Source organism: Methylibium sp., assembly GCF_013817345.1.
In the GTDB taxonomy this organism is placed as follows: Bacteria; Pseudomonadota; Gammaproteobacteria; order Burkholderiales; family Burkholderiaceae_C; genus Methylibium.
Genome location: NZ_JACDCW010000092.1, coordinates 1 through 16,407, shown reverse-complemented (window position 1 = coordinate 16,407; position 16,407 = coordinate 1). Strand labels below are relative to the sequence as shown.

The window sequence follows — 16,407 nt, the reverse complement described above, 5'->3', positions numbered from 1 at the left end:
GCAAGAGCTGGGACGACCCGAACCACATGAAGTTCTTCAACGACGGCGCGGTGAACTTTCCCTACCTCAGCGACGGCATGTGGTTCCTGACCCAGCACAAGCGCTGGGGTCTGCTCAAGGAACACCCGGACTATCTGGCGGTGGCGCAGCAGATCAACCAGATCGCGCTCTACAAGGAAGCGGCGGGCGCCCTGAAGATCAGCGTGCCCGCGGACCCGATGCGCAGCAGCAAGCTGCTCGACGGCATCGTCTGGGACGGCAAGAACCCGAAGGCTTACGCCGACGGTTTCAAGGCCAAGGTCTGAGCAAGGAGCACGAGATGGTTAGTGCCGTGTTCCACAACCCCTCCACCTGCGCCCCGGCTCAGGGACCTGCCGCAGTTCGCGCCAAGGCGGCTGCGCTTGCGCAACCCGCCGCCACACCGCCAGCAGTCCGCGCGCCCCGCGAGCCCTTCGACTGGCGCGGTCTCGCGCTGCGCGTGCTGCCGCCGGTAATGGGCGCGGCGCTGCTGATCGGCATCTGGGCGCTTCTGACGATGAAGGAAGGCAGCGCCTTCCCGACACCCGCGGCGACCTGGCAGGCGGCCGCCGTGCTGTTCAGCGACCCCTTCTACGACAACGGCCCGAACGACCAGGGCATCGGCTGGAACGTGCTGTTCTCGCTGGAGCGGGTGGGCATGGGCTTCGGCCTGGCGGCGCTGGTCGGCATCCCGGCCGGCTTCATGATCGGCCGCTTCGCCGTCTTCAACCACATGGTCTCGCCGCTGATCAGCCTGCTGCGGCCGGTCTCGCCGCTGGCCTGGCTGCCGATCGGCCTGCTGGTGTTCAAGAGCGCCAACCCGGCGGCGATCTGGACGATCTTCATCTGTTCGATCTGGCCAATGGTCATCAACACCGCGGTCGGTGTGCAGCGCGTGCCGCAGGACTACCTGAACGTCGGGCGGGTACTCAACTTGAGCGAGTGGAAGGTCATCACGCGGATCCTGTTCCCCGCCGTGCTGCCCTACATGCTGACCGGCGTGCGGCTGTCGGTGGGCACCGCCTGGCTGGTGATCGTGGCGGCCGAGATGTTGACCGGCGGCGTGGGCATCGGCTTCTGGGTCTGGGACGAGTGGAACAACCTCAACGTGGCCCACATCCTGATCGCGATCTTCGTCATCGGCATCGTCGGACTGCTGCTCGAGCAAGCGCTGATGCTGGTGGCGCGGCGTTTCAGCTACGACGACTGAAGGGACTGTCATGAATCATTTCATCGAAGTACAGAAGGCGGAGATGGTGTTCACCACCCGCAAGGGCCGCTTTCATGCGCTGCAGGGAATCGACCTGCAGGTCGAGCGCGGCGAGTTCGTCACCCTGATCGGCCACTCCGGTTGCGGCAAGTCGACGTTGCTCAACCTGCTCGCCGGGCTGCTCACGCCGACCAGCGGGGCCTTGTTCTGCGACAACCGCGAGATCGCAGCGCCCAGCCCGGAGCGCGCGGTGGTGTTCCAGAACCATTCGCTGCTGCCTTGGCTGAGCTGCTTCGAGAACGTGCACCTCGGCGTCGAGCGCGTGTTCGGCGCCCGCGAGAGCCGCGCGCAGTTGAAGGCCCGCACCACGGCCGCGCTCGAGCTCGTCGGCATGGGCCACGCGAGCGCCAAGCGGCCGCACGAGATTTCGGGCGGCATGAAACAGCGCGTGGGCATCGCCCGCGCGCTGGCGATGGAGCCCAAGGTGCTGCTGATGGACGAGCCCTTCGGCGCGCTCGACGCCCTGACCCGCGCCTACCTGCAGGACGAGTTGCTCAAGATCGTGGCGCGCACCCGCAGCACGGTGGTGATGGTGACCCACGACGTGGACGAGGCGGTCCTGCTCAGCGACCGCATCGTCATGATGACCAACGGCCCGGCCGCCACGATCGGGGAGGTGCTGCGCGTCGATCTGGCCCGGCCCCGCGACCGCGTCGCGCTCGCCGAAGACGCCGGCTACGTGCACTGCCGCAAGCAGGTGCTGGACTTTCTGTACCGGCGGCACGGCCACGTGGAGCGCCAGGCCGCCTGAGCGCACGGCACGCGACTTGCAACATTCGAGCGACGGCGCTTCTCGGAGCGCGGTCGCTGTCTCCTCAGCAGGGCCCCCGGCCCTTCGTCAACGCCCGGCCTCCTCGCCGGGCGTTTTTTTTGCCAGCGCACAGCGCCGGTGCAGCATGCACCGCCTTCGTCAGCGCACCTCGGCCCGGCGACCGGCCCAGACCCAGATCGCGACGCCGGCCGCCACCATCGGCAGGCACAGCCACTGGCCCATGCTCAGATTCCAGGCCAACAGGCCGAGAAATGCGTCGGGCTCGCGGAAATATTCGGCAATGAAGCGCAGCACGCCATAGCCCACGAGGAACGCGCCCGACACCTTGCCGGTCGCGCGCGGCTTGCGGGCATACCACCACAGCAAGGCGAACAGCAACAGCCCTTCGAGCGCGAACTGATACAGCGGCGAGGGATGACGCGGGATGCTGCTGCCCGACTGCGGGTAGATCATCGCCCACGGTAGCGACGGGTCTGCGGCGCGCCCCCACAGCTCACCGTTGATGAAGTTGCCCAGGCGCCCCATGGCCAGCCCGGTCGGCACGCAAGGGGCGATCAGGTCCGTCACCTCGAAGAATCGCCGGCCACGCGCCCGTGCGAAAAGCGCCATGGCCACGAACACACCGAGCATGCCGCCGTGAAAGGCCATGCCGCCCTTCCACACAGCCAGCGCCTCGAGCGGGTTGTCGGCGTAGTAGCCAGGTTTGTAGAACAGCACGTAGCCGATGCGCCCGCCGACGATGACGCCGAGCACACCGTAGAACAACAGGTCCTCGACATCCCGGCGCGTCCAGCCGGCCGTGCTGTAGGGCGGCCGGCTCGCGCGGATCGTCGCCAGCCACACGAACAGCCCGAACGCGGCCAGGTAGGTCAGGCCGTACCAGTGAATGGCCAGCGGCCCGAGTTCCAGGGCGATGGGGTCGAACTGCGGATGAACCAGCATGGGCGGCGGGGTGCAATGGGCGGCCGCGAACGATACCCGAGCGCCTCGGAAGGCTCAGGCAGCGCGGCCCGCCCGCGCGCCGCGCAGCGACGCCCGGACAAAGCCGACGAAGCGTTCCACCACGGCCGGCGCATCGCGCTGCCACACCAGGCTGCTCTGGCAGCGCGGCGCCGCGGCAGCCAGGGCAGCGGGCAAGGACCGGTAGACAACGCCGGGCCGCTGCAACTGCGTCATCGCCTCGGGCACCCACGCGATGCCGAGCCCGGCGGAGACCAGGTTGACGATGGTCTGCATCTGGATCGCTTCCTGTGCAATGACCGGGACGGCCCGGTGGCGGTGATAGCAAGCGAGCACCGCGTCGAACAGCGAAGGCGCCACGGCGCGCGGAAAGATCACCAGCGGCTCAGCCAGCAGGGCCGGCAGCGCGGCGCGGCCGAGGCGCGGTGCCGCGGCGAGCGTGTGCATCTCGGGCAGTGCCAGCACCAAGGGCTCTTCGGACACGCGCAGCGCCATGAGCCCCTGCACCTCGACCTCCGCCGCGATGCCGCCGGCGTGCAGCATGAAGCCCGCGTCCAGTTCGCCCTGTGCGAAGGCCTCGCGCTGCACATCGGTGGTGGCCTCGCGCAGGGCGATCTCGATGCCCGGATGGCGCTCGCGAAAGCCGCGCAGCCAACCGGGCAAGGGGCCGAAGCCGAGCGTCGATACGAAGCCGAGCCGCAAACGGCCGACCTCGCCTCCGCCGGCGGCCCGGGCCCGTGCCGCCAGCGCTTCACCCTGCGCCAGCCACTCCCGCACCGGGCCGAGCAGCGCCGCCCCGGCCGGCGTGAGCGCGACGCTGCGGCGGCTGCGCTCGAACAGGCGCACGCCGAGTCGGCCCTCGAGCTGCTGGATCGCCATGCTCAGCGGCGGCTGCGTCATGCTCAATCGTGCAGCCGCGCGGCCGAAATGCAGCAACTCCGCCACGGCCACGAACTGGCGCCAGGCACGCAGGTCAATGAGCCCGGTATTCATCTGCTCAGCATATCAATGAATAGAGCTGCATATATTGGACAAGACCATGAGCCCGGCCGATACTTTCGCCTCGTCAAGGAGACCGCCATGAGCAGCAACCGCCGATCGAAGAACATCACCGAGGGCGTGGCCCGTGCACCGAACCGCTCGATGTACTACGGCATGGGTTACCAGGAGGCCGACTTCAAGAAGCCGATGATCGGCGTCGCCAATGGGCACTCGACCATCACGCCCTGCAACTCCGGCCTGCAGAAGCTTGCCGACGCAGCCGTCGAAGGCATCCGCGAGGCGGGCGGCAATCCGCAGATCTTCGGCACCCCGACCATCAGTGACGGCATGGCGATGGGCACCGAAGGCATGAAGTACTCGCTGGTCTCGCGCGAGGTGATCGCCGACTGCATCGAGACCTGTGTCGGCGGCCAGTGGATGGACGGCGTGCTGGTCGTCGGCGGCTGCGACAAGAACATGCCCGGCGGCATGATGGGCATGCTGCGCGCCAATGTGCCGTCCATCTACGTCTACGGCGGCACCATCCTGCCGGGCCGCTACAAGGACCAGGATCTCAACATCGTCAGCGTGTTCGAGGCGGTCGGGCAGTTCTCGGCCGGCAACATGAGCGAGGAGGACTTCTGCCAGATCGAGCGCCGCGCCATCCCGGGCAGCGGCTCCTGCGGCGGCATGTACACCGCCAACACGATGAGTTCGTCCTTCGAGGCGCTGGGTCTGTCGCTGCCGTACTCGAGCACGATGGCCAACGTGCACGACGAGATCGTCGGCAACGCCAAGGAAGCGGCGCGCGTGTTGGTCGAGGCGGTGAAGAAGGACCTCAAGCCGCGCGACATCGTCAACCGCCTATCGCTCGAGAACGCGGTGGCGGTGATCATGGCCACGGGCGGCTCGACCAATGCGGTACTGCATTTTCTCGCCATCGCCCACGCGGCCGAAGTCGAGTGGACCATCGACGACTTCGAGCGCGTGCGCCGCCGCACGCCGGTGCTGTGCGACCTGAAACCCAGCGGCCGCTACCTTGCGGTGGACCTGCACCGCGCGGGCGGCATTCCGCAGGTCATGAAGACGCTGCTGGCAGCGGGCCTGCTGCACGGCGACTGCATCACCATCACCGGCAAGACGGTGGCCGAGAACCTGGCCGAACTGCCCGATGCGCCGCGCGCCGACCAGGATGTGATCCGCCCCATCGGCAAGCCGATGTATGCCGAGGGCCACCTCGCCATCCTGCGCGGCAATCTTTCACCCGAAGGCTGCGTGGCCAAGATCACCGGCTTGAAGAACCCCGTCATCACCGGCCCGGCGCGGGTGTTCGACGACGAGCAGTCGGCGCTGGCGGCCATCATGGCCAAGCAGATCAAGGCGGGCGACGTGATGGTGCTGCGCTACCTCGGCCCCATGGGCGGCCCAGGCATGCCGGAGATGCTGGCGCCCACAGGCGCGCTGATCGGCCAGGGGCTGGGCGAATCGGTCGGGCTCATCACCGACGGGCGATTCTCGGGCGGCACCTGGGGCATGGTGGTCGGCCACGTGGCGCCGGAAGCGGCGGCCGGCGGCAACATCGCGCTCGTGCAGGAGGGCGACTCGATCACCATCGACGCGCACACGCTCACGCTGCAGCTCAATGTGGGAGACGACGAGCTGGCGCGGCGGCGCGCCGCCTGGCAGCCGCCCGCGCCGCGCTACACGCGCGGCGTGCTCGCCAAGTTCGCGAAGAACGCATCGAGCGCCAGCACCGGCGCGGTGCTGGACCGGTAGCGGCCAGGGCGGCGGGCACCTACGCTGCGGCGCAGGGCGCACAAAGCGAAACGGCGACCCCTGCGGTCGCCGTTTCGCTGTCCGGGCCGGGTCGCCCGTGATGTATTCAGCGTTTGCTGTCCACCGGCTGTCGAGTGGCTTGCTGGGTGGCCTGCACGCTGTCGATCCCGCTGCTGGCATGGCCCGAGTCGAAGCGGCTGCTCAGGATGGAGTCGCGCTGCTCCTGGCGCTTGGCGCCGCGCTTGCCTTCCACCTTGTCAGCCTGGCGCTGGCGCGAATTGCGAAAGGCCATGGCCTTGCGTTGCTGCTTGTCGTAGGCCCGCGGGTCCAGGCCCAGTGCTTCGAGCGACTTGCGTCGGCGTGCCAGTTTCCTGGCGTCCATCTTGTCCATCTCGCGGCGCTTGGTGTAGCCGGTGAAATCGGCCCACCACCACCAGACCGTCGCCAGCGCGAAAGGCGACAGCACCCACCACCACGACCAGGCCCCGAACGGGCCCACATCCGCCAGCTTCAGCGCGATGAGCAGCACACCGGAAATCACGAACCACATACGACGGCCTCTCCTCTGGCATTGCGTCAGCCGCGACAGCGCGCGCGCTCACTACAATGCGCCGGTCACTGTAACCCCCCGGTATTCACGCCGAAAGGACGTCATGAAGCTCAAGCCCTCCTTGTGTGTTTTCCTTGGCATGTTGGCTGCGTCGCCCGTGCTGGCCAGTCCTGAGCTCGCACAGAAGAAGAACTGCATGGCCTGTCACGCCATGGACAAGAAGCTGATCGGACCCAGCTTCAAGGACGTGGCCGCCAAATACGCGGGCGACAAGGATGCGGCGGCAGGCCTCACGACCAAGGTGCTCAAAGGCGGCTCCGGCGTGTGGGGCCAGATTCCCATGCCCGCCAATCCCCAGGTGAGCGAGGCAGAAGCCAAGCAACTGGTGACGTGGGTGCTCAATACGAAGTAAGCCGACGCCGGTTCCAAAAGAAAAAGCCCGCTCGCGCGGGCTTTTTCTTTGGCGGACCGCGACAGCCTCAGTTGGCCTGCGCCAACTGCTCGAGGATCGCCGGGTTCTCCAAGGTCGAGATGTCCTGCGTGATCGCCTCGCCCCGGGCGATGGAGCGCAGCAGGCGCCGCATGATCTTGCCGCTGCGCGTCTTGGGCAGGTTGTCGCCGAAGCGGATGTCCTTGGGCTTGGCGATGGGGCCGATTTCCTTGCCGACCCAGGCGCGCAGCTCGGCAGCGATCTTCCGTGCTTCCTCGCCGGTCGGGCGCGGGCGCTTCAGGACGACGAAGGCGCAGATGGCCTCGCCCGTCGTGTCGTCGGGGCGGCCGACCACCGCTGCCTCCGCCACCAGCTCCCGGTGCGAGACCAGCGCGCTTTCGATTTCCATCGTGCCCATGCGGTGGCCGCTGACGTTGAGCACGTCGTCGATGCGGCCGGTGATGGTGAAGTAGCCGGTCTGGGCGTCACGGATCGCGCCGTCGCCGGCCAGGTAGTAGCGGCCCTGGAAGTCTTCGGGGTAGTAGCTCTTCTTGAAGCGCTCGGGGTCGCCCCAGATGTTGCGGATCATCCCCGGCCAGGGCTTCTTCACCACCAGGATGCCGCCCTGCCCGTTCGGCACGTCCTTGCCGGTCTCGTCGACGATCGCGGCGGTGATGCCGGGAAAAGGCAGGGTGCACGAGCCTGCGACGAGCGGTGTGGCGCCCGGCAGCGGCGTGATCATGTGGCCGCCGGTTTCCGTCTGCCACCACGTGTCGACGACCGGGCAGCGGCCTCCGCCGATGTGCTGGTGATACCACTCCCACGCGGCCGGGTTGATCGGCTCGCCGACGGTGCCGAGGATGCGCAGGCTGGTCAGGTCGTAGTTGCGCGGGTGCGCCTCGGCCGTGCCCTCCGCCGCCTTGATGAGCGAGCGGATCGCGGTCGGCGCGGTGTAGAACACGGTCACCTTGTGCTTCTCGATCGTCTTCCAGAAACGTCCGGCGTCCGGATACGTGGGCACGCCTTCGAAAACCACCTCGGTGCCACCGAGCGCCAGCGGCCCGTAGGTGATGTAGGTGTGGCCGGTGACCCAGCCGATGTCGGCCGTGCACCAGAACACGTCGTCGGGCTTGAGGTCGAAGGTCCACTTCGTGGTCAGCGCCGCGTGCAGCAGATAGCCACCGGTGGAGTGCTGCACGCCCTTGGGCTTACCGGTCGAGCCCGAGGTGTACAGCAGAAAGAGCGGGTGCTCGGCGCCGACCCATTCCGGCTCGCAGGTCTCGGCCTGCCCGGACAGCAGATCGGTCATCCACACGTCGCGCGACTTGTCGAAGCCGATGTCGCTGCCTGTGCGCTTGACTACCACCACGCTCTTGACGCTCTCGCAGCCGCCGAGGGCGATCGCTTCGTCGACGATGGCCTTGAGCGGGAGCTGCTTGCCGCCGCGCAACTGCTGGTCGGCGGTGAGCACCATGACGGCACCGGTGTCGTTGATGCGGTCGCGCAGCGATTGCGCCGAGAAGCCGCCGAACACCACCGAGTGCGGCGCGCCGATGCGTGCACACGCCTGCATCGCCGCCACGCCCTCGACCGACATCGACATGTAGATGACGACGCGGTCGCCTTTCTTCACGCCCTTGGACTTCAGGCCGTTGGCGAGCCGGCAGGTCAGCGCCAGCAGCTCCTTGTAGCTGGTGCGGGTGACCTGCCCATCGTCGGCCTCGAAAATGATCGCCGTCTTGTCGCCCAGGCCGCGCTCGACGTTGCGGTCCAGGCAGTTGTACGAAGCGTTGAGCGTGCCGTCCTCGAACCACTTGAAGAAGGGCGCGTTGCCGCTGTCGAGCACTTTCGTGAACGGTTTCTTCCAGCTCAGGAACTCCCGCGCCAGGCGGGCCCAGTAGCCCTCGTAGTCGCCTTCGGCCTCGGCCATCAGCTTGTCGTAGGCGGCCATGCCCGAGATGTGCGCGCCTTTCATGGCGGCTTCCGAAGGCGGGTAAAGCTTGGCTTGGGCAGCGTCGGACATGTCGGGTCTCCTGATGGTCTTTTGGCGGGGCCGTTCGTACAGGCCGCTTTCTTAGGAACCGCACGATAGAAGCGCGCTCTTACGACGCGCTTACTCGCAGGGCCGTTCGACTTTAGCGCGAAGCCGCCGGCGCCGGCCACTGCGGCTGTTCCCGAGCCGCTGTGCCGGACGGTGACGCTCCACGCGCGTGCGGCGGCACGACCCCTTCACTAGAATCCGCGCTTCGCCTGCTGCGCCCCCCTCATGTCCGCCCTCCCCGATACCGCCTCCGCCCGACTGCGCACCCTCCCCAACCTCATCTTCATGAGCCGCTGGCTCCAGCTCCCGCTGTACCTGGGGCTGATCCTGGCGCAAGGCGTCTACGTCTTTCACTTCTGGGTCGAGCTGGTTCACCTGATCGAGGCGGTGTTCGGCAACGAGGCTGCGCTGGAAAAGCTCGTCAACAGCATCGGCTACCAGCTCCCGCCGATCCGCGACGCCGCCGGCACCATCACCGGCTACGCCGCGCCGCAGCTCAACGAGACGGTGATCATGCTGGTGGTCCTGGCGCTGATCGACGTGGTGATGATCTCCAACCTGCTCATCATGGTGATCGTCGGCGGCTACGAGACCTTCGTGAGCCGCATGAACCTGCAAAGCCACCCCGACCAGCCCGAGTGGCTGAGCCACGTGAACGCCTCGGTGCTCAAGGTCAAGCTGGCTACCGCGATCATCGGCATCAGCTCGATCCACCTGCTCAAGACCTTCATCAGTGCCGCCAACTACACCGAGCATGTGCTGATGTGGCAAACGCTCATCCACATCACCTTCCTGCTCTCCGCGCTGGCCATCGCCTTGACCGACCGGATGATGACGCCGCCTCTGCGCGGCGAACACTGATCGCGGCTGAGCAGCCATGCAAAGCCTCCTGCTGTTCCTGGCCGGCCTCGCGGGCCTGATCCTCGGCGCCGAGCTGCTCGTGCGCGGGGCGTCGAAGCTGGCGCTGTCGTTCGGCATCTCGCCGCTGGTCGTCGGGTTGACCATCGTCGCGTTCGGCACGAGTTCGCCCGAACTCGCGGTCTCGGTCGGGGCGGTGCTCGACGGCCGCACCGACATCGCGATCGGCAACGTCGTCGGCAGCAACGTCCTGAACGTGCTGCTCATCCTCGGCCTGTCGGCGCTGATCACGCCGCTCGTCGTGGACTCGCAGCTCATCCGGCAGGAAGTGCCCATCATGCTGGGCGCGTCGCTGCTCCTGCTGGTGCTGGCGCTGGACCAGCGGCTGAGCGCGATCGACGGCGCGATGCTGTTCGCGCTGATGCTGGCCTACACGGTGTTTCTCGTGCGGCAGTCCCGGGCCGCCACCAAGGCCGCGGCGGATGCGGACACCGCCGCCCACCCGGCGCCGGGCGCGCGCAACGGCTGGGGCGACCGGCTGCCGGTGCAGATTGCGCTCATCGTGCTCGGCCTCGCCGCACTGGTGCTCGGTTCGAACGCGCTCGTCAGCGCGGCCGTCGACTTTGCCAAGGCCCTGGGCGTGAGCGACCTCGTGATCGGCCTGACCATCATCGCCGCCGGCACGTCGATGCCGGAGGTGGCCGCTTCGCTCACGGCGGCGCTGAAGGGCCAGCGCGACATCGCGGTCGGCAACGTGATCGGCAGCAACGTCTTCAACATCCTCGGCTGCCTGGGCCTGTCGAGCCTGATTTCCGGCGCTGCCGGCCTGACCGTACCGGCCGCGGTGCTCAACTTCGACATCTGGGTGATGCTCGCCGCCACACTCGCCTGCCTGCCGGTCTTCCTGAGCGGGCGCTGCATCGCGCGCTGGGAAGGCCTGCTTTTCGTTGCCTACTACGCCGCCTATGTCACTTACCTCATCCTCGCGGCCAGTCAGCACGATGCCCTGCCGGCCTACAGCACGGTGATGCTCGGCTTCGCCCTACCCTTGACGATGGTGACGCTGGTAGTCGCGGTGTTGCGGCCGGCCCGCTCCCCGTGAAGCGCTGGTTGCCGACTCGCGCGCAATTGCGCGCCTCGCGCTGGCTTCGTCCCGTGGCGCACCACCTCGAAGACGAGCGGCTGTGGCACATGGACCGCGGCAGCGTGGCGCGCGGCGTCGGGATCGGCCTGTTCTTCGGCTTCCTGGTTCCCGTGGCGCAGTTCCTGTTCGCCATCACCACGGCGATCGTGCTGCGCGCCAATGTGGCCATTGCGGCCGCATCGACGCTGGTCAGCAACCCGCTGACCTTCCCGCCGATCTACTGGGCGGCCTACAAGCTCGGCCGCTTCATCCTCGGCGAACCGGACGACGAAGCGGGCGCCCTGCGCATCGAGAGCGAGACCGAAGCGCTGCTGGCCCAGCAGGGCTTCATCGAAGGCATCTGGGCATCCATGCAGGCGGCCGGCGCGCCCTTGATGGTCGGCCTGGCGGCGATGGCCGTCACCAGCGCGGTGGTCGGCTTTTCGGTGGTGTGGCTGCTGTGGCGGCCGCACCATGCACACCCCCGGGACGGCAACGCGCCACCCCCCTGACACGCCCGTCGCCTCGTGCCGGGCCCCGCCCCGGCGGCAGCCGGGGCGTGCCGACAGGCGAGGGGGGGCCGGCACGCGCCGCTTTGTCGACGCGGCCCGTCAGAAGGGCGAGCACTCGGCGATCATGCCCTTGGCGATGTCGGACCGCTTGCGGCCGACGAGCACGTAATAGAACAGCGGCTCGCCATCGATCGACAACCGGTGGCGGTAGCGCTCGAGGTGGTGGACTTCCAGCGTGTCGCTGACGAGCAGGTACTTGACCAGGCGCGAGAAGCCGGAGCGGTCGCTCTCGTGCAGGAAGGTCTCCTTGATGTTAAAAGCCGCCCAGCCGCCGTCGCGCACGAGGTTGAATGCACTGGCAAAGGCCGGCACCGGAATGTCGCCGAAGCCGAGCGCGGCGATGCAGGTCAGGCAGTCGATCTGCCAGCGCTTCATCTCTTCGGCGGTGTCGCGATCGAGCTGGCTCATGTCGGCGACGTAGTAGGCGTCGTAGGCGTTCGGCCGGTCGCGCTCGCAGGCGTCGCGGGCCGCTTGGGAGATGTCAACACCGACCACGCGGGCCGCATCGAGCAGTTCGCCGACCATGCCGTTGCCGGCACCGAGGTCGAGCACGCGCAGGCTGCTCAGCTCGACCTGGTTGTCCTGCAGCACCCGGGTCAACACGTCGTGCGCCTTGCGCGGCGAGTCGCAGCGCAGGCGCTGGTAGAACAGCTGCTCGTACAGGCCCGGACGACGGTAGATGTCATCGTAGTCGTGAAAGCGCAGCCGTACTTCGCGGCCCTCCTCGCGCAAGAGGAAATAGGCCTCGTTCTGCGCGAGCGCTCCGGGTTCGCTGACGGGGAAGCTGATGTTGTGGATCGGTGCATTCATCGTTGTGGTTGTCCATGCGCTGGGTTGACGACTAGCGGCGACCCGGCCGATGAACGACCCGAACCACGACAGACCCACGCAGACACGCACGACAGCACACGACCCGCGCCAGTCGGCCTCGAGGGCCGCCAGTGGGGCTGCAGGCATGCGCGTCAGTGGCGACGCGCCCTACTTGCAACAAGCGGTACCTTAACCCACGACCGCAACGCGGCTTCAATCGCGCGGCAGGTCGGCCGGCGGCGGCGCCTTCGAGGGCAAGCGCAGATGCAGCGCCGCCTTGGCCATCAGGTTGGCCGAAACCGGCGCGGTGATGAACAGGAACAGCGCGATCAGCAGCTCGTGCACGCCGACCAGGCCCTGCGCCCAGCTTGCCGCCATGCTGGCGACGAGCACGCTGCCGACACCCAGCGTCGTGGCCTTGGTGGGTGCATGCAGGCGCATGAAGAAGTCGGGAAAGCGCGTCATGCCGATGGCGCCGATCAGCGAGAACGCGCCGCCGATCACCAGCAGCGCGGCGATGAGCAGTTGCACCCAGAACGGAAAATCGCTCATCCCTGACTCCTATTCGATGACGTCGCCGCGGCTCAGGTAGCGTGCCAGCGCGACGGTGGAGGCGAAACCCAGCATGGCCACGATCAGCGCCGCCTCGAAGAGCAGCGGCGTCGCGCGCTGGATGCCGAGCAGGATGACCAGCGCGACCACGTTGATGTAGAGGGTGTCGAGTGCCAGCACGCGGTCCACCGCCGACGGCCCGCGCAGCAGGCGCCAGCCGCACAGCGCAATGGCCAGGCCGATGGCACCCATCGCGAAATTGAGGGCCCATACGATCATCCGAGGATCTCCTTGAGCGGCTGCTCGTAGCGCTGCTTGATCTGCGCGGCCAACTCCGCCGGATCGGCGCAGTCGAGCGCATGCACCATGATGCGGCGGCGGTCCTCGTCGACCACGCACGACACCGTGCCCGGCGTGGTGGTGATGATGGTGGCGAGCAGCACGATGGCCGTGGGGTCGCGGATGTCGAGCGCCACCGGCACCCAGGCCGGCTGCGGATCGGAGCCCGGCGTCAGCACGATGCGCGCGACGATCAGGTTGGACACCACGATGTCCCACAGCACCACCCCGGCGAAGTGCAGCGCCACCGGCACGCGCCGCAGCCGCGCGCCCGGGCCGAGAAACCCGTGCAGCAGCCGCGGCAGCACCAGCGCGAGCACCACTGCGGTGATGAGCTGCGGCACGGCCAGGCTCTGCTGCAGCACCAGCCAGGCCGCGGCCAGCAGCAGCGAGAGCACCGGGTGGGCCAGCCAGCCTGGCTTCGGCTTGGGTCGTTCACTCATCGTGGCGCTCCGGGAACGATGCGATAGGGCCGCGTGGTGTCGGGCACCTGCCCGTCCTGCTCGCCCAGCACCGCGCGTGCATAGCCGGCGCGGTCGGTCAGTTGCAACGCCGCGGCCGCGGTGTAGCGCTGCAGCGGTGCGGCGAACACGCTCATGGCGACGGCGGAGCCCAGCAGTGCCAGGGTGGCAAGCACGAGCCGCGGGCTGGCGCCCGAGTTGCTGCAGATCGGCAGTTCGGTGCGCACGTTCCAGAACAGGATGCTGCCGGCGCGCGCCAGGCCGATCAGCGTCAGGAAGCCCACGCCCAGCAACACGATCCACACCACCGCCACCCAGGCGTGGTTCGCCGAGGCCTCCAGGATCATCAGCTTGCCGATGAAACCCGGCAGCGGCGGCAGCCCCGCGACCGAGGCGGCGCCGAGCAGCAGCATGAGGCCGAGCAGCTGCGGCTGGGCGACCGGCGAGGCCGGGTCGAGCTCATCCGCAACGTCGCCGCGCTGTGCGCCGACCAGCTCCGAAAGAAGGAACATGCCGGCCAGCACCAGGGTGCTTTGCGCCAGGTAGTACAGACCCGCGGACCACGCTGCGGCGCCCTGAACGCCCAGCGCGGTGAGCACGGTGCCGACCGAAACCACCGTGAGCCAGGCCACCAGCCGCGGCAGTGTGCGCGCGGCCAGGGCGCCGAGCACCGCGATCACGCTCGTCACCAGGGCCAGCGGCAGAAGCAGCGAGCCGACCGAAAAGGCGGTTGCGGCCGCGGCGGCGGCAGTTGTGGCGCCGGCGGTTGCGGCGGCGGCAGTGGCGTCGACGTTAGTAGCACCCGCAGCGCCGACCGCGCTGCTGCCATCGGCGCCGAACACCACCCCATGCACGCGGACGATGGCATACACGCCCACCTTGGTCATGATCGCGAACAGCGCAGCCACCGGCGCACTTGCCGCCGCATAGGTCGCCGGCAGCCACATCGACAGCGGCATGATCGCCGCCTTGAAACCGAACACCACCAGCAGGATCAGCCCGGCGATCTGCAGCACGGCCGCCTCCGGGCCGCTGACCTCGGGCACGCGCAGGGCCAGATCGGCGAGATTGAGCGTGCCGGTCAGCGCATAGATCAGCGCCACGCCGACCAGGAACAGCACCGAGGCCGCGAGGTTGAGCACCACGTAGTGCACGCCGACCCGAAAGCGCTCTCGGCCCTGACCGTGCAGCACGAGTGCGTAAGAGGCAATCAGCAGCACCTCGAAGAACACGAACAGGTTGAACAGGTCGCCCGTGACGAAGGCGCCGTTCAGCCCCATCAACTGGAACTGGAACAGCGCATGGAAATAGCGGCCCTGCGAATCCCAGCCGCCGCTGGCATACACCAGCACGGGCAGCGCGATGCAGGCGGTGAGCAGCAGCATCAGCGCGGAGAGCCGGTCAATGACCAGCACGATGCCGAAAGGCGCCGGCCAGTCGCCCAGCCGGTAGACCTCGAGCGCGCCGTCATCGGCCTGGAGGGCCAGCCGCGCGGCCAGCAGCAGCAGCAGCGCGCTCGACGTCAGCGAGATGATGCGGGCCCAGCGCAGCTTGCCCTGCCCCGGCCCGGCGTGCGAGGTGCTGCCGTGGTCGCCGATGAGCAGCAGCAGCATCGCCGCGAAGGCCGGCAGGAGCACCGGCAGGATCGCCAGGTGGGTCGAGAACAAGGCCGTCACACGCGATCCTTTGCGTCGACCGGCTCGGGCAAAGGGTCGTCGGGCCGGCCATCCACATGGTCGCTGCCGCTCTCGTGCCGGCTGCGCAGCGCCAGCTCGATCACGAAGCCGGTCGTCGCGAAACCGATCACGATGGCGGTGAGCACCAGGGCCTGCGGCAGCGGGTCGGCCACGTTCGTCCCTTCGGTCAGGATCGGCGGGGCCGCGCTCCACAGCCGCCCCATCGCGAAGATGAAGACGTTGACTGCATAGCCGAGCAGGGTGAGGCCCAGCACCACCGGAAAGGTGCGCCCGCGCAGCAGCAGGTAGATGCCACAGGCGGTGACCCAGCCGATGCCGGTCGCGACCAGGAACTCCATGCTCATCAGGACGCCTCCCCTGCTGCTTGCCGCAGGCGACGGACCGCGGCGGTGGAGTCCGGCTCGGCACCGTCGGGTTCTCCCGACGACGGGGCGAGCGGCTCCTTGCTCGCCGCACCGAGCACCGACAGCATCAGCAGGCTGGCGCCGACCACGGTGATGTACACGCCCAGGTCGAACAGCGCCGCGCTGGCCAGCGGCAGCTCGCCGAGGACGGCCACGGTGGGATGGCCGTGCGCGCTGGTGAGGAAGGGCCGGCCGAACAGGAAGGCGCCCACGCCGGTAAGTCCGGCGATGGCCAGGCCGCTGCCCACCCAGCGCGTGAAGCGCAGGCCGCCGGCGCCGCGCAGCACCGCCTCGGCGCGGCCCTGGCCGAGCGCCATGTACTGCAGCACCAGGGCCACCGCCGTCACGAGCCCCGCAATGAAGCCGCCGCCCGGCAGGTTGTGGCCGCGCCAGAAGATGTAGGCGCTGGCCACCAGCGCCAGGGGCAGCACCAGCCGCGCGGCCACGCGCAGCATCAGCGGCTCTTCGGCAAAGCTCCAGGGCCGGCCCTGCGGATCGCGCGCCGCGCGCCGTGCGCGCATGCCGTCGAGCAGGGCCAGCACGCCGACCGCGGCAATGCCCAGCACGGTGATCTCGCCGAAGGTGTCGTAGCCGCGGAAGTCGACCAGGATCACGTTGACCGCGTTGGTCCCGCCGCCGCCCGGCACCGACTGCTCCAGGAAGTACCAGGAGATCGACTCGTGGTTGCGTGTGAGCATCAGCCAGGTCATCCAGGCCATGCCGCCGCCGCCGGCCAGGGCGAGCAGCGCGTCGCGGCCGCGCCGGCGGCGGCTGGATTCGCGCGGGCTGGTCT

At 68.4% G+C, this 16,407-nt stretch carries 18 protein-coding genes and 1 pseudogene; 8 read left to right on the top strand and 11 right to left on the bottom strand.

The features are described from left to right. From H0W40_RS15540 to H0W40_RS15530, 3 genes and pseudogenes are all read left to right on the top strand, one after another. A pseudogene (locus H0W40_RS15540) lies at positions 1–305 on the top strand (nitrate ABC transporter substrate-binding protein); the annotation flags it as partial. Between the two features lie 14 nt (positions 306–319). Beyond that, the gene (gene ntrB / locus H0W40_RS15535; RefSeq protein WP_292447906.1) at positions 320–1,228 is read left to right on the top strand and encodes a nitrate ABC transporter permease; all 909 of its coding nucleotides are present in this window, start codon (positions 320–322) and stop codon (positions 1,226–1,228) included. Between the two features lie 10 nt (positions 1,229–1,238). Beyond that, positions 1,239–2,039 carry an ABC transporter ATP-binding protein gene (locus tag H0W40_RS15530; RefSeq protein ID WP_292447904.1) on the top strand — a complete coding sequence of 267 codons (801 nt, stop codon included), beginning with the start codon at positions 1,239–1,241 and terminating at the stop codon, positions 2,037–2,039. Between the two features lie 159 nt (positions 2,040–2,198). Here H0W40_RS15530 and lgt read toward each other — a convergent pair whose 3' ends face one another. Beyond that, positions 2,199–3,002 carry a prolipoprotein diacylglyceryl transferase gene (gene lgt / locus H0W40_RS15525; protein ID WP_292447901.1) on the bottom strand — a complete coding sequence of 268 codons (804 nt, stop codon included), beginning with the start codon at positions 3,000–3,002 and terminating at the stop codon, positions 2,199–2,201. Positions 3,003–3,056: 54 nt separating this feature from the next. Further along, positions 3,057–4,013, bottom strand: coding sequence for a LysR family transcriptional regulator (locus H0W40_RS15520; RefSeq protein ID WP_292447898.1), 957 nt, complete (start codon positions 4,011–4,013; stop codon positions 3,057–3,059). Between the two features lie 87 nt (positions 4,014–4,100). Here H0W40_RS15520 and ilvD point away from each other — a divergent pair, with 87 nt between their 5' ends. Next, positions 4,101–5,777, top strand: a complete 1,677-nt coding sequence (ilvD, locus tag H0W40_RS15515) for a dihydroxy-acid dehydratase (RefSeq protein WP_292447895.1) — start codon at positions 4,101–4,103, stop codon at positions 5,775–5,777. 106 nt (positions 5,778–5,883) lie between these two features. Here ilvD and H0W40_RS20060 read toward each other — a convergent pair whose 3' ends face one another. After that, the gene (locus H0W40_RS20060; RefSeq protein ID WP_367153827.1) at positions 5,884–6,327 is read right to left on the bottom strand and encodes a TIGR04438 family Trp-rich protein; all 444 of its coding nucleotides are present in this window, start codon (positions 6,325–6,327) and stop codon (positions 5,884–5,886) included. 103 nt (positions 6,328–6,430) lie between these two features. Between H0W40_RS20060 and H0W40_RS15505 the strand changes: the two genes are divergently transcribed. Continuing rightward, positions 6,431–6,739, top strand: coding sequence for a c-type cytochrome (locus H0W40_RS15505; RefSeq protein WP_292447892.1), 309 nt, complete (start codon positions 6,431–6,433; stop codon positions 6,737–6,739). 67 nt (positions 6,740–6,806) lie between these two features. Here the strand turns inward: H0W40_RS15505 and acs are convergent, their stop codons facing one another. Continuing rightward, positions 6,807–8,780, bottom strand: coding sequence for an acetate--CoA ligase (gene acs, locus H0W40_RS15500; protein ID WP_292447889.1), 1,974 nt, complete (start codon positions 8,778–8,780; stop codon positions 6,807–6,809). Between the two features lie 243 nt (positions 8,781–9,023). Here acs and H0W40_RS15495 point away from each other — a divergent pair, with 243 nt between their 5' ends. From H0W40_RS15495 to H0W40_RS15485, 3 genes are read left to right on the top strand one after another with little or no spacing between them, the layout of a single operon-like run. Then, on the top strand, positions 9,024–9,659 hold the full coding sequence (locus H0W40_RS15495) for a TIGR00645 family protein (protein WP_292447887.1): 636 nt from the start codon (positions 9,024–9,026) through the stop codon (positions 9,657–9,659). 16 nt (positions 9,660–9,675) lie between these two features. Further along, complete coding sequence (locus H0W40_RS15490; RefSeq protein ID WP_292447884.1) at positions 9,676–10,758, top strand: calcium/sodium antiporter; 1,083 nt, start codon at positions 9,676–9,678, stop codon at positions 10,756–10,758. After that, positions 10,755–11,291, top strand: coding sequence for a DUF2062 domain-containing protein (locus H0W40_RS15485; RefSeq protein ID WP_292447881.1), 537 nt, complete (start codon positions 10,755–10,757; stop codon positions 11,289–11,291). Before H0W40_RS15490 ends, H0W40_RS15485 begins: the two co-directional genes overlap by 4 nt. 99 nt (positions 11,292–11,390) lie before the next feature. Here the strand turns inward: H0W40_RS15485 and H0W40_RS15480 are convergent, their stop codons facing one another. From H0W40_RS15480 to mbhE, 7 genes are all read right to left on the bottom strand, one after another. After that, positions 11,391–12,161 (bottom strand): class I SAM-dependent methyltransferase, encoded by a 771-nt coding sequence (locus tag H0W40_RS15480; protein ID WP_292447877.1) that lies wholly within the window; start codon positions 12,159–12,161, stop codon positions 11,391–11,393. 213 nt (positions 12,162–12,374) lie between these two features. Further along, complete coding sequence (locus H0W40_RS15475) at positions 12,375–12,713, bottom strand: Na+/H+ antiporter subunit G (protein ID WP_292447874.1); 339 nt, start codon at positions 12,711–12,713, stop codon at positions 12,375–12,377. Between the two features lie 9 nt (positions 12,714–12,722). Then, positions 12,723–12,992, bottom strand: a complete 270-nt coding sequence (locus tag H0W40_RS15470) for a K+/H+ antiporter subunit F (RefSeq protein ID WP_292447872.1) — start codon at positions 12,990–12,992, stop codon at positions 12,723–12,725. Continuing rightward, positions 12,989–13,495: a Na+/H+ antiporter subunit E gene (locus H0W40_RS15465; protein ID WP_292447869.1), complete on the bottom strand. Its 507-nt coding sequence runs from the start codon at positions 13,493–13,495 to the stop codon at positions 12,989–12,991. Before H0W40_RS15465 ends, H0W40_RS15470 begins: the two co-directional genes overlap by 4 nt. Further along, positions 13,492–15,189, bottom strand: a complete 1,698-nt coding sequence (locus H0W40_RS15460) for a monovalent cation/H+ antiporter subunit D (protein WP_292447867.1) — start codon at positions 15,187–15,189, stop codon at positions 13,492–13,494. Before H0W40_RS15460 ends, H0W40_RS15465 begins: the two co-directional genes overlap by 4 nt. Next, positions 15,186–15,557: a Na+/H+ antiporter subunit C gene (locus H0W40_RS15455; RefSeq protein WP_367153828.1), complete on the bottom strand. Its 372-nt coding sequence runs from the start codon at positions 15,555–15,557 to the stop codon at positions 15,186–15,188. Before H0W40_RS15455 ends, H0W40_RS15460 begins: the two co-directional genes overlap by 4 nt. Then, positions 15,554–16,407 (bottom strand): hydrogen gas-evolving membrane-bound hydrogenase subunit E (gene mbhE / locus H0W40_RS15450; RefSeq protein WP_292447861.1); only part of this gene is annotated, 854 nt, incomplete at its 5' end. The genes mbhE and H0W40_RS15455, both read right to left, overlap by 4 nt.